A 12,207-nucleotide genomic window follows, 5' to 3' on the forward strand; every position below is an offset into this window, starting at 1 on the left:
CCCAGCGCCGTGTTGGGTAATTAATGCTGGGTATATCATCACCCTTCGGCGGGGTAGTACAAAAACATTGTTTTCATAATTAATTGGGCATTGTACTTGATGCTCTCGGGGCCCGCCCTTACCCGGGGCGGCCCGCAACCACCACAATGATCACTTTCATTCTTCGCCGGACCGGGTCGTTGGTCCTGCTCCTGGCCGCGGTCAGTTTCATTACCTTCACGCTCTTCCAGCTGGGCCCGTCCGACCCTGCCGCTGCTGCCTGCGGCCAGGAATGCACGCCCGAACGTGTTGCCGAGGCCCGCGTCGCCCTGGGCATGGACCAGCCCTTCTTCATTCAATACTTCGACTACATCCGGGGACTGTTCTCTTCGCGGATGATCGGGGCCCCGGGAGCAGAGACCCTCTGCGAATGGCCTTGCCTCGGCAAGTCTTTCCAAACCAACGAGAACGTCGCGGACATCATCGGCCGTTCGCTCCCCTATACCTTCTCCATGGCCATCGGCGCCCTGGTGCTGTGGACCATATCCGGCGTCGGCCTCGGCCTGTTGGCCGCCCTGCGCAAGGGCAGGCCCGTGGACAAGTTCATCGTGGGCGCAGCTTCCGTGGGTGTTTCCCTTCCCATTCCGGTGACCGGCCTCTTCCTGCTGCTGCTGTTCGTCAACCAACTCCAGCTGCTGCCCTTCACCACCAATGAGATCAACAGCCCGTTCGGTCCGCAGGGACCCGGAGCCTGGGTAGCCAACTACCTGTTGCCCTGGATCGCGTTGGCCGTCCTCTTCAGCGCCTCCTACATCCGTGTAACCCGGACCAACATGATCGAGACCTTCGGTGAGGACTTCATCCGGACTGCCCGGGCCAAGGGCCTCGCGCCCCGGACCGTCACGTTCAAGCATGGCGTCCGGGCCGGCATCACGCCCGTGGTCACCATGCTCGGCATGGACATTGGCCTGCTCCTGGGCGGCGCAGTGCTCACAGAACAGATCTTCTCCGTCCCTGGCCTGGGCTTTACCGCCGTGCACGCCGCCATTTCCGGCGACCTGCCTGTCACCATGGCCATCACCATGCTCGCCGCCTTCTTCGTCATCGTGGCGAACGTCGTGGTGGACCTTGCTTATGCCGCCATCGATCCCCGAGTGAGGCTCCAATGACCCGCACGCCACTCACCTCATCTCCTGCCCGTTCCACGGCGAGCGCCACAGCCACGGCGCCGTTCCTGGAGGTCAGCAACCTTTCCGTGAAATTCCCTACGGACGACGGCGTTGTCTCCGCAGTGAACGGCATGGACTTCGCCTTGGAACGTGGCCAGACCCTTGGCATCGTGGGCGAATCCGGTTCCGGCAAGTCCGTCACCAGCCAGGCGCTCATGGGTTTGCTCAAGGGCACGTCCGCCCAGGTCACCGGCCAGGCGATGTTCCAAGGCAAGGACCTTGTCACCTTGCCCGAGTCCGCCATGCGCCAGCTGCGCGGCCGCAACATCGGCATGATCTTCCAGGATCCTTTGTCCGCGCTGCACCCCTTCTACACTGTGGGCCACCAGATCGCCGAGGCGTACCTCGTCCACAACAAGGCGAGCAAGAAGCAGGCCCGGGCGGCCGCCGTCGACATGCTTGGAAGGGTTGGCATCCCCAGCCCGGAGCAGCGGTTCGATGAGTACCCGCACCACTTCTCCGGTGGCATGCGCCAGCGTGCCATGATCGCCATGGCGTTGATCTGCGAACCCGAACTCCTTATCGCGGACGAACCGACCACCGCATTGGACGTGACGGTTCAAGCGCAGATCCTGGACCTCATGTCCGAGCTCCAGGAGGAAACCAACTCCGCGCTGATCCTCATCACGCACGATCTGGGCGTGGTGGCGGAGGTCTGCGACAACGTGCTGGTCATGTACGGCGGCCAGTGCGTCGAGTCGGGTCCCGTGGACGAGATCTTCTACGACACCCAGCACCCCTACACGCTGGGCCTGCTCAACTCGATGCCAACGCTGAACAGCGCCGCCAGCCGGCTGAACCCCATACCCGGCCAGCCGCCGTCGCTCCTCGACCTGCCCAAGGGCTGCATCTTCAGCGCGCGGTGCCAATATGCCGAACTTGCCGGCGACGGCGTCTGCGCCAGCCAGCGGCCCGAACTCAGGGTCGAAGACGGGCACGGCAAGCGCTGCCACTTGAGCGGCCCCCAGCTGATCACTATCCGGAATTCGCGTTAGGACCCGCCCTGGAACATCAACCGATTCTCCAGGTGGAGAACCTCCAGAAGCACTTCCCCATGAAGGGCGGGCTGCTGCCGGGCGCCGCGAAGCGTTCGGTCAAAGCGGTCGACGGCGTGTCGTTCAGTGTGGCGCGCGGCCAGACTTTGGGGCTGGTCGGCGAGTCCGGCTGCGGAAAATCCACCACGGGCCGCATGGTGGCCCGGCTCATGGACCCCACGGGCGGGCGGATCGTGGTGGACGGCGTGGACATCAGCCAGCTGCGTGGCCGGGACCTGTACGACTTCCGGCGCAAGGTCCAGATGATCTTCCAGGATCCGTTCGCGTCGCTGAACCCTCGCCAGACCGTGGGCACTGCAATCGCCGCTCCCATGGTGGCGCAGAAGATCAATCCGCCCGGGGGCCTCAAGAACCGGGTCAAGGAACTCCTGGACCAGGTGGGCCTGAAGCCGGAGCACTACAACCGCTTCCCGCATGAGTTCTCCGGCGGGCAGCGGCAGCGTGTGGGTATCGCCCGGGCCATTTCGCTCAATCCGTCAGTGATCGTGTGCGACGAGCCCGTTTCCGCTCTTGATGTCTCCGTGCAGGCACAGGTGGTGAACCTCTTGCAGGAGATCCAGCGGGACACGGGAGTTTCCTACATCTTCATCGCCCACGACCTCTCCGTGGTCCGGCACATTTCCGATCAGGTCGCGGTCATGTACCTGGGGAAGATCGTGGAGCAGGGCACTCGCGACGAGCTCTTCCAGAACCCGCTGCATCCCTATACCAAGGCCTTGCTCTCGGCGGTGCCCCTGCCGGATCCACGGGCCGCCCGGGAACAGGTGAAGATCCGGCTCCGCGGTGATCTGCCCTCACCGGCCAATCCGCCCAGCGGCTGTGTCTTCCGGACCCGCTGCCCGCTGATCGGCACGCTTCCCGAGGAGCAGCAGCAGCGCTGCATGAACGAGATTCCAACACCCGCCAGCTTCGCCGCTCCGGCCTGCCACCACACGGGGGTGGCCGCCGCGGCCCTGGCGGGTGTGCAATAGTCCCATTATCAAAGGAGCAAACATTGAATACCCTGATCCGCGCCGTCCGTCCGTGGGGGCAAGCGCTCAGCGACGTCTTTATTGTTGCTGGCCCGACAGGCGGCAAGATCACCGGCGTCGAGCCTCATGACCCGGCGCGTCCGGTTCCCGGCGACGTCACTGTCGTGGAGGGTCGCGGGCGCCTGCTGCTGCCGTCCTTCTCGGATGTCCACGTCCACTTGGATTCCACCCGGATCGGTTTGCCTTTCCGGGAGCACACCGGCGGTCCCGGCGTCTGGACCATGATGATGAACGACCGCCTGAACTGGCGCAATGCCGAGGTCCCGCTGCAGGAGCGCGTCAATGACACCTTGGGACGGATGATCGCCCGCGGAACCACACGCGTGCGTTCCTACGCCCAGGTGGACGTGGACTGCCGGCTGGAGCGTTTCGACGCCGTTGCTGCCGCCAAGGAAAAGTTTGCCGGCCAGGCTTCCGTGGACATCATCGCTTTCCCGCAGGCCGGTTTGCTGCTGGAGGAAGGCACGGTGGACCTCATGGAGGAGGCCTTGAAGGCCGGTGCCAACGTGATGGGCGGCATCGACCCGTGCACCTTGGACAGGGATCCGGCCAAGCACCTGGATATCGTCTTCGGTCTGGCTGAGAAGTACCAGGTTCCCATCGACATCCACCTCCACGAGCCGGGCGAACTTGGTGTGTTCAGCACGGATCTGGTGCTTGAGCGCACGCGGGCGCTGGGCATGCAGGGCAAGGTGACCATGTCCCACGCCTATCAGCTGGGCAGCGTCAACGAGGCCACTACGCGCAGGCTGATTGATGCCTTCGCGGAGCTCGACGTTTCTTTGGCTTCCGTTGCTCCTTCTGCTGCGGGCCAGTTGCCCATCCCGCTGCTCACCGAAGCCGGTGTCCGGCTTGGCCTGGGCGAGGACGGCCAACGCGATTACTGGTCCCCTTACGGCAACACGGACATGCTGGACCGCACGTGGCAGCTCGCCTTCACCCATGGTTTCCGCAAGGACGAGCTGATCGAGCACTCCCTGGCCATCGCCACTATCGGTGGGGCGAGCATCCTTGACCCCAACGCCACCCGCCTGAAGGACACGTCCCACCGGCCCGGCGTCGACGTCGGAGATCCTGCCGAACTGCTGCTGGTGGACGGCGAGACAGTGGCATCAGCCGTCATGGACCGTGGCAAGGACCGCACGGTCATCCATGAAGGCAAGGTAGTTGCCGACCAGCTGGAACTGGTCTAGGCACTGAAAACCAAGGCCGGTTCCGCCGCTTCGCAGCGGGGGAACCGGCCTTTGCCTTACTCGCTGCTTGCCGTGGGTGCCTGGTCCAGGGGTGTCCACCACGTCACAGGAGACGTTACTGTGAAACGCCGGCCGGACACGTCGGACGGGACCACCCTGATGAACTGGTCCTTTTGCCCTGCTTCCCAAGGAAACAGCAGGAGCCCGATGGTATCCAGGACATCTTGCGTAAGCGTCACGGCCGTTGCTTGTCCCTTGATCACAACACTCCACGCCACCCCGGTCTCGGCGTTGACCCCGTCGGCCTCCATTGCCACGGGCGCGTCACCGAGTGCTGCGTGAAGCTTGGTTCCCTCGCCAGTGCGGAAAACCATGGTCCCGTGGTCCACTTTGTAGTTCACGGGGAAGATATCCGGGTGGTTGTCCACCCAGACGGCAAGCCGGCCCACAGAGACACTGCGGAGGAGCTCCCAGCATTCGTTGGTCGCCAGGATTTCCGTGGCCGGAGTGCCTGCTGGATTCGTCCCGCTTGAGTTGGTCATACCGCGAGGATACGCCGGGGAATTGCGTGCCGACAGGCCCCGGCCGCCCCTGGGACAGTCGGTCCCGCTCTTCTTCGTTTCTCCCAGCATTCAACGGAGGGCTCACCGGATAGGTGCGGGCTTCGCCGTGCGCTCCGGGGCTGTTTCGGCCGATCCGGCACTCACCAGGGGTCCCCTGATGGCGAAGTAGCCCGCCCCGGCCAGCACCACGGCTTCGGCTGCCAGCGCCCAGAACGTCACTTCCCAGCCGCCGGTCGCTGTGTGCAGCAACCCGGCGCCGAGCGGACCGAGGGAAGCCAGCGCGAATCCGAATCCCTGGCTCATGGCAGAAAGCCGCCCCGCCGATTGCGGGCCCGCGGACCGGATCACTACCAAGGCCATGCCCAGACCGAATCCGGCGCTCTGGACGATGCCCAGCAATCCCACGGCCATGAACTGGAGCTCCGCCGGCGCCATGAGAACGCCCAACAGCGCCAATGCAACCATGAGGCCGAGTCCGGGGGCCATGAAGCGCAGGATGCCCGGGCGTCCAGCCAGCACCGGCGCCAGCAGGCTCGCCGGGAGCCCTGCCAGACTGAACCAGGCCAACGAGGCAGCGGCGTCGGCGGACGACAGTCCACGGGACACCAGATACACGGCCAGCCAGGAAGTGATGGCGAAATAGAGCATGGCTTGCAGACCGAAGAATGCTGTCACGGCCCATGCTGTCCGCTGTTTTCGGAGTGGCGCGACCGTGCCTGAGACTCCGGTAACCGTGCCCGCAGTGGGAATTGCCGCCGTCGGCCTTCCTCCGGACCGTTGGATGAGGACTGCCCCAAGCAGCGCCGGAACGGCCCACACCGCCAGGGCCCACGGGAGGTTGCCGCCGAAAGCCCGCTCCAGCGGCTGGACCAGCCCAGCGCCCAGCGCCGCGCCCAGCCCGAAGCCCATGGTGCAAAGGCCAGTCCACCAACCCGTGCCGCGATTGGCTTTCACGATCTGGGGAACCAGCACGCTGGCCGTCATGATGGCCATGCCGGCCAGGAAGGTTCCGGGCAGCAGGAGCGACGGCACCATGACCCGCAGAATCAGCGCCCAGGCCAGGACCAGGAGCGCAACGGCAACCGCCCGGCCTGTTCCGAGCCTCTTCGCGAGCCATGGGCCGATCGGTCCCGAGACTCCGAACGCCAACACTGGCAAGGTGCCCAACAGCGGCAACAATGCGGGGTCCAGGTTGAAGGTGCCCGGGACTTGGTTCATCACGCCGGCAACGGTTGTGATGGCGGGACGGAGGTTCACGGAAACCATCACCAGGGCCAGCAGCACCAGGCCTGCGGCGAAACCGGACCCCGGTCCGGAGAGGCCCGGTCCGGCTTGGCGCTTTTCTTCCACGTCATTCTCCTCAAAGCCATTTTGGTATACCAAGTAAGACTATGAGGAGAATCGATGAATGTAAATGCGCGTTAGTAGCGGGTAGCGATGTGACAGCCTAGGCGGCCTTTCAGTTTTTGGAATACCAGAACTAGATGGCCTTTCCAGGGTTGAGAATGCCTGCGGGGTCAAAGAGCTCCTTGATCCGGCGCTGCAGCTCACGCACGGGTTCGGCTTGTTCCAGACCCAACCAGCGCAGCTTGTACTGCCCTACACCGTGTTCACCCGTGATGGTGCCACCCATCTCCAAGCCAACGCGGATGGACTCATCCAAGGCAGCATTGAGGCGCAGCAAAGCGTCTGCATCAGTGGCCGGATCCGCCCTGTCCATCCAGAAGGTGGGGTGCAGGTTACCGTCGCCGGCATGCGCCACGACCTTTAGCCGGACCTGGAAGCGGGCGGCCATCGCTTCGAGTTCGGCCACAAAATCCACCAGGCGGGAGCGCGGGACGGCAATGTCCTCGCCAACCCGGAATTCATCGTCCACTTCAACGCCACGGCTGTTTCGGCGCAACTCCACCAGCATCTCCGCTTCCTCGCTGGCCTCGGTGGTCACCGTGGCCCCGCCAGCCGAAAGCACTTCCCGGACAACATCCGCTTCAGCGGCAGCCCCGAAGCCATCCGTCTGGATCAGCAACAATGACTTGCCGCGCTTTCGCAGGTCACCGCCGTTCAATTCATCCAGTTGCACCAGCGTGCCGTTGTCCAGGAGTTCCATGATGGCGGGCTGCACGCGGGCCTTCCCCACCGCCAGGACGCCCGAGGCTGCACTGCGGAAATCCGGGTAGAACGCTGCGATGGTGTGCACTTCCCGCGGGAGGTACTTCAGGCGGACCGTCACGCCCACCACAATGGCCAATGTTCCCTCGGAGCCTACAAGGAGCGCAGTCAGGTCGTAGCCGGCAACGCCTTTGAAGGTCTGGTGGCCGGTGTGCATCAACGAGCCGTCAGCCATGACCACGTCCAAGGCCAGTACGGAATCGCGAGTCACGCCGTACTTGGCACACCGCAGTCCCCCGGCGTTGGTAGCGACGTTGCCACCGATGGTGGACATCTTGTAACTCGCCGGGTCCGGCGCGTACATCAGGCCGTGCGCCGCGGCCGCAGCGTTCAGCTCGGCATTAATGACGCCGGGTTCGACGACGGCGGTTTCGTCGTCCGGGTTGAGGTCAAGGATGCGATTCATGTGTTCCAGGCTCACCATGATGCAGCCCTCGGTGGCATGGGCACCGCCGGAGACGCCGGTCCCGGCGCCCCGGGCCACGATCGGAATCCCATACGCCGCACAGCTGCGGACAATGTGCTGTACATCCTCCACGGACTCCGCCCAGGCCACCGCCAAGGGCAGGTGCCGAACCTCGGGCAATGGCCCTTGATCGGCCGAGTAGACGGTGCGGGTTTCCTCATCCTCCGCCACCTGGCCGGGACGAAGTCCAGCCGCTAGGTCCGCCAGGAAGTCACGCTGCCGTGATGAATATCCAGCGGCCTCCGTGGTGCCGACGGTGCGGCTTTTGATGCTTACTTCTGATGTACCGGCCATGGCCGTTTCGTCCGACAAAGCAGTCCCTTCACACGAGCACCGCGGACACGCCAAATCGGCAGTCTTCGCAGTGTTTTCCGTGCTCATAGTCTAGTCAGGACGATAAATAGTGATGCAGCTCACGAATGCAAGCGCTTCCAAAGCGTACAGGCCATTCAGGCTATTTGAGAACTCAGGCAAGGGATGCCTACGTCATAACACGGCAGATTGGAGTGGAAGCGTTCTCAATCGCGGTACTTGTCCTTACGATTGTTTCCATGTCCGTTGATTCATTGCTCTCAGTTGAGGCCCATGAGCCCGCTGCAGCCTTCGCGTCCGTTACACCTGTCCACGAGGCCTCCGGGGCCCACGGATGGTGGCGTTCCGCCGTGATCTACCAGATCTATCCGCGATCGTTCCGCGACCTCAGCGGTGACGGCGTCGGGGACCTGGCCGGCATCACCGCCGAACTGGCACAGCTGGCGGACCTGGGCGTCGACGCCGTGTGGTTGTCGCCGTTCTACCGCTCACCCCAGCGGGACGCAGGCTACGACGTCAGCGACTACTGCGATGTGGATCCGTTGTTCGGCACCCTTGCCAACTTCGATGCCCTCATCGCCGAAGCAAACAGGCTCCACCTGCGCGTTATCGCCGATCTTGTTCCCAACCACTGCTCCGACCAGCACGTTGCCTTCCAAGCGGCACTCGCAGCACCGGCTAACAGCGTCGAACGGGAAATGTTCATCTTCCGCGACGGCCAAGGACACGACGGCAACGAACCTCCTAACAACTGGCAATCACACTTTGGCGGCCCGGCTTGGACGCGCGTCACCGAGCCCAACGGGCAGCCCGGGCAATGGTTCCTGCACCTCTTCGACTCCTCGCAACCGGATTTCAACTGGGACAACCCTGCGGTCCACGCTGAGTTCGAACGCGTCCTCCGCTTCTGGCTGGACCGTGGCATTTCCGGTTTCCGGGTGGATGTGGCCCACGCCCTGGTCAAAGCCGCCGGCCTGCCCAACTGGGGCGGCCGTGCCGACGGCAGCAGCTCCGACGGATTCCCCGGGCAGGACGCTCCCATGTTCGGCCAGCCTGCGCTGCACGACATCTACCGCCGTTGGCGCTCCATCCTGGAAGAGTACGGCCCGGACCGCATCCTCTGCGCCGAGGCCAACGTGGACCCGCTCCCGCGGCTTGCACAGTGGGTCCGTCCCGACGAAATGCACCAAGCCTTCAATTTCCCATTCCTGCATGCGGGCTTGGACCTGAACCGATTGCGCCATGTGGTCACCGATTCCCTTGTCTCGCTGGACGCCGTGGGTGCCCCGAGCACTTGGGTACTGTCCAACCACGACGTCGTCCGCCACGCCTCACGCTTGGGCTATGACGGCCCGGGGCCTCGCGACGGGGACGGCATAGGTCCAGACGACGCCCAACCGGATGTGCAGCTGGGACGACGCCGGGCTGCCGCTGCCACCATGTTCATGCTCGGCCTGCCTGGCGGCGCCTACCTCTACCAGGGCGAGGAGCTGGGTCTCCCGGACTCCACGAGCATTCCTGCCGGCCTCCGCCAGGATCCTACGTTCGCCCGCACAGGTGGGGCGAGGATCGGCCGCGACGGCTGCAGGGTTCCGTTGCCGTGGCGCTCCGCAGAGCCCCACGCCGGCTTCGGCCATGGCGTGGATCCGTGGCTTCCGCAGCCTGAGTCCTGGCCCGCACTGGCGAGGGACAAGCAAGAGGCCGATCCGGCGTCGCACCTTAACCTCTACCGGAAGATGCTCGCCTTGCGGGCAGCGCACCTGCTTGGCCAGGGGTCGCTCGCCTGGGTGGAGGACTTCTGCACCGGGTCCTCGCTCGCCTACCTCAACGGCAGCACCTTGGTGATCATGAACGTAGGCGCCGAACCGATGCCGCTGCCTGGCGGCGAGCTGATCCTCCGCAGTTCCGCGGCCCAACCCGGTGATCCACTAGGCTCGGGGGAGACCATCTGGCTGAGGGCCAGCTAATTTTCCACTGAGGAGCCGCATGACCGGCATCAAGGACGTGGCCCGGCATGCGGGGCTGTCCGTTGCCACCGTTTCCAGGGCGCTCAGCGGCAAGGGCAATGTCTCCCCCGCCAGCCGGGAGCGTGCCCGTGCCGCAGCTGCCGAACTGGGCTTCGTGCTGTCTTATCACGCATCCAGCCTGGCATCGGGCCGAACACACAATGTGGGCTTGGTGGTGCCCTCGGCCAACCGCTGGTTCTATTCGGCGGTGATCGAGGGCGTCTCCGCCTCGCTGCTTGAGGCCGGCTATGACCTCACGTTGTACAACATCGGAGAAAACCCGGAACGACGACACAGTGTGTTCAACGATTTCCTGCTGCGTAAGCGCGTGGACGCGGTGATTGCGGTCTCCCTGGAACTCGGCGAGAGTGAAATCCAGCAACTCCATGCGGTGCACCGTCCCATCGTGGGCATTGGAGGTCCGCTGCCCGGGGCTTCAACCATCAGGATCGACGATTCCGGAATCGCACAGCAAGCCACCAACCATCTTCTTGGCCTGGGGCACAGCAAGATCGCGCACATTACCGGCGACGAAGCCCACGACCAGGACTTCAAACTGCCCGGCACCCGCCGCAGCGGTTTTGAAAAAGCAATGAACGACGCCGGCTGTCCCGTCAGGCCCGAATGGATCGTTTCCGCGGACTTCACCATCGAGGGAGCTTATGCGGTGGCCCGGCAGTTGTTGGCCAGCGCACCGGAGCGGCCCACTGCTGTGTTTGCGGCCTCCGACGAAATGGCCATCGGGACAATCCTCGCCGCCCGTGACTTCGGGCTGCGGATCCCGGACGACCTCTCTGTGATCGGCATCGACGGACACGACTTGGGCAACGTGCTGGGACTGACCACCATTGACCAGGACGCCAAGGGGCAAGGGGCGCTGGCAGTCCGCACCCTCCTGGGCGCCATCAGCAACGGTTTGGTCCTTGAACCCGCCGACACCCAACACCCCACCAGGCTCGTTGTGCGCTCCAGCACGGCGGTGCCTAAAGAGAGTCCTGCCCGGCACGCTTCCTAGTGTGCCTACGGCAGGCGGCGCTCCATCACGAGTTCCAGCTTTGACGTGTCCTGGGGATAGGGCCTGCTCCCACCGGTGGTTCGGAAACCATGGCGCGTGTAGAAGGCCAGGGCTCGGGCATTGTCCTGGTGGACGCCGAGCTCAATGAGCCGGGCACCGAGCTCCTTCTCCGCCGCCAGGCAGGCTTCTTTGAGGAGCTCGTCCGCCAAACCCAGGCCCCGGTGCTCCGGCGCCACATACACGCTGATGAGCATAGCCTGCCGTGGCTTTTGCGGGTCCTGCGGGTGCTTGACGACAACTCGCATCAGTCCACAGATCCTGCTGCCGTCCTGGCCGCCGTCGGCAACCACGGTGGCACTGGCATCCCCCGACATCGCCGCAGCACGTCCTTGCCATTGGGTGTCCGTTTGCCGGCGCGCCGCCTCGAGGCTTTCGACGTACGCCATGGGCGTGTCAGTGATCATCTCCAGGCGTACAGCCTTGAGCAGGCGCCAATCTTCGGAGTGCAGCCTGCGTATCCTAGGCAACGGCTCCGCCCATGAACCGCACATACCGCTCCAGCACCCGGGGCCAACCATCGGCGTAGGAGGCACGGGAGGCCGCAGGATCTTCAGCGCCTTCCCAGCCGTCGTGGACCAGACGCACTTCGGTGCCACCATCCACGGCGCGGAAAGATACGCGGATCTCAGTGGACCACAGCGGGGTACTGGCGGGATACCAGCTGGCATGGAAGGACAACGGAGGCTGCCAATCGTCAATGGTTCCCCAGACCGACGTTCGGCCATCGTCGGCAGTCTCCAGGATCAGGTTCTCTTCGAACTCGACGTGGGAGCCCGCACCGAAGACGCTTTCCTCTGCCAAGGGCCACCACAAGTGGGGGTGATCGGTGAATCCCTGGAAGGCATGTGAGACGGTGGTGGGAACCACGATGGTGATCACCAGCGGTTCCAGCTCATTGCTGTCCGGCTGTGAGGGCCCGGGATCCGATTCGGGGTGGCTGAAGAGGTTTTCCATGACCACCAACTCTACCGGCAGCCCGGGTCTGGCTTGTGTTTTAAGTGGGGAGAGCCCCGACCGTCGTGGTCGGGGCTCTGCCGTTTTTAATGTGTGTCCGGCGGTGTCCTACTCTCCCACACCCTCCCGGGTGCAGTACCATCGGCGCTGTGGGTCTTAGCTTCCGGGTTCGGAA

At 64.3% G+C, this 12,207-nt stretch carries 11 protein-coding genes; 6 read left to right on the plus strand and 5 right to left on the minus strand.

What is annotated here, in order from left to right; translation table 11 throughout:
- Positions 1 to 146: 146 nt before the first annotated feature.
- From ACFRJ9_RS17435 to ACFRJ9_RS17450, 4 genes are read left to right on the plus strand one after another with little or no spacing between them, the layout of a single operon-like run.
- The gene (locus ACFRJ9_RS17435; RefSeq protein WP_377670426.1) at positions 147 to 1,148 is read left to right on the plus strand and encodes an ABC transporter permease; all 1,002 of its coding nucleotides are present in this window, start codon (positions 147 to 149) and stop codon (positions 1,146 to 1,148) included.
- Positions 1,145 to 2,203 (plus strand): ABC transporter ATP-binding protein, encoded by a 1,059-nt coding sequence (locus ACFRJ9_RS17440; protein ID WP_377670429.1) that lies wholly within the window; start codon positions 1,145 to 1,147, stop codon positions 2,201 to 2,203. The genes ACFRJ9_RS17435 and ACFRJ9_RS17440 overlap by 4 nt, the downstream gene beginning before the upstream one ends.
- Positions 2,204 to 2,262: 59 nt before the next feature.
- Entirely contained in the window at positions 2,263 to 3,234 is a 972-nt protein-coding gene (locus ACFRJ9_RS17445) for an ABC transporter ATP-binding protein (RefSeq protein ID WP_377670475.1), read from the plus strand.
- Between the two features lie 23 nt (positions 3,235 to 3,257).
- The gene (locus ACFRJ9_RS17450) at positions 3,258 to 4,487 is read left to right on the plus strand and encodes an amidohydrolase family protein (RefSeq protein WP_377670432.1); all 1,230 of its coding nucleotides are present in this window, start codon (positions 3,258 to 3,260) and stop codon (positions 4,485 to 4,487) included.
- 56 nt (positions 4,488 to 4,543) lie between these two features.
- Here the strand turns inward: ACFRJ9_RS17450 and ACFRJ9_RS17455 are convergent, their stop codons facing one another.
- The 3 genes from ACFRJ9_RS17455 to ACFRJ9_RS17465 form a co-directional block, all read right to left on the minus strand.
- Entirely contained in the window at positions 4,544 to 5,029 is a 486-nt protein-coding gene (locus ACFRJ9_RS17455) for a pyridoxamine 5'-phosphate oxidase family protein (protein ID WP_377670435.1), read from the minus strand.
- 102 nt (positions 5,030 to 5,131) lie between these two features.
- A complete protein-coding gene (locus ACFRJ9_RS17460) occupies positions 5,132 to 6,400 on the minus strand; it encodes an MFS transporter (protein ID WP_377670438.1) in 1,269 nt (422 codons plus the stop codon).
- Between the two features lie 130 nt (positions 6,401 to 6,530).
- Positions 6,531 to 7,979, minus strand: coding sequence for an FAD-binding oxidoreductase (locus tag ACFRJ9_RS17465; protein WP_377670478.1), 1,449 nt, complete (start codon positions 7,977 to 7,979; stop codon positions 6,531 to 6,533).
- 257 nt (positions 7,980 to 8,236) lie between these two features.
- Here ACFRJ9_RS17465 and ACFRJ9_RS17470 point away from each other — a divergent pair, with 257 nt between their 5' ends.
- Both ACFRJ9_RS17470 and ACFRJ9_RS17475 read left to right on the plus strand, forming a co-directional pair.
- Positions 8,237 to 9,964, plus strand: coding sequence for a glycoside hydrolase family 13 protein (locus ACFRJ9_RS17470; protein WP_377670441.1), 1,728 nt, complete (start codon positions 8,237 to 8,239; stop codon positions 9,962 to 9,964).
- 19 nt (positions 9,965 to 9,983) lie between these two features.
- On the plus strand, positions 9,984 to 11,018 hold the full coding sequence (locus ACFRJ9_RS17475; RefSeq protein WP_377670444.1) for a LacI family DNA-binding transcriptional regulator: 1,035 nt from the start codon (positions 9,984 to 9,986) through the stop codon (positions 11,016 to 11,018).
- 5 nt (positions 11,019 to 11,023) lie between these two features.
- On the opposite strand, the gene ACFRJ9_RS17480 is transcribed toward ACFRJ9_RS17475, so the two are convergent.
- Entirely contained in the window at positions 11,024 to 11,596 is a 573-nt protein-coding gene (locus tag ACFRJ9_RS17480) for a GNAT family N-acetyltransferase (RefSeq protein WP_377670447.1), read from the minus strand.
- Positions 11,538 to 12,032, minus strand: a complete 495-nt coding sequence (locus tag ACFRJ9_RS17485; RefSeq protein ID WP_377670450.1) for an SRPBCC domain-containing protein — start codon at positions 12,030 to 12,032, stop codon at positions 11,538 to 11,540. Before ACFRJ9_RS17485 ends, ACFRJ9_RS17480 begins: the two co-directional genes overlap by 59 nt.
- Between the last annotated feature and the right edge of the window lie 175 nt (positions 12,033 to 12,207).

This window comes from Paenarthrobacter sp. NPDC056912, assembly GCF_042786555.1.
GTDB lineage: Bacteria > Actinomycetota > Actinomycetes > Actinomycetales > Micrococcaceae > Arthrobacter.

Bases quoted from the DNA above. Each gene is read 5' to 3' on its own strand.
- ACFRJ9_RS17435 (WP_377670426.1), top strand. From the start codon at position 147: ATGATCACTTTCATTCTTCGCCGGACCGGGTCGTTGGTCCTGCTCCTG.
- ACFRJ9_RS17440 (WP_377670429.1), top strand. From the start codon at position 1,145: ATGACCCGCACGCCACTCACCTCATCTCCTGCCCGTTCCACGGCGAGC.
- ACFRJ9_RS17445 (WP_377670475.1), top strand. From the start codon at position 2,263: ATGAAGGGCGGGCTGCTGCCGGGCGCCGCGAAGCGTTCGGTCAAAGCG.
- ACFRJ9_RS17455 (WP_377670435.1), bottom strand. From the start codon at position 5,029: ATGACCAACTCAAGCGGGACGAATCCAGCAGGCACTCCGGCCACGGAA.
- ACFRJ9_RS17465 (WP_377670478.1), bottom strand. From the start codon at position 7,979: ATGGCCGGTACATCAGAAGTAAGCATCAAAAGCCGCACCGTCGGCACC.
- ACFRJ9_RS17470 (WP_377670441.1), top strand. From the start codon at position 8,237: ATGTCCGTTGATTCATTGCTCTCAGTTGAGGCCCATGAGCCCGCTGCA.
- ACFRJ9_RS17475 (WP_377670444.1), top strand. From the start codon at position 9,984: ATGACCGGCATCAAGGACGTGGCCCGGCATGCGGGGCTGTCCGTTGCC.
- ACFRJ9_RS17480 (WP_377670447.1), bottom strand. From the start codon at position 11,596: ATGGTTGGCCCCGGGTGCTGGAGCGGTATGTGCGGTTCATGGGCGGAG.
- ACFRJ9_RS17485 (WP_377670450.1), bottom strand. From the start codon at position 12,032: ATGGAAAACCTCTTCAGCCACCCCGAATCGGATCCCGGGCCCTCACAG.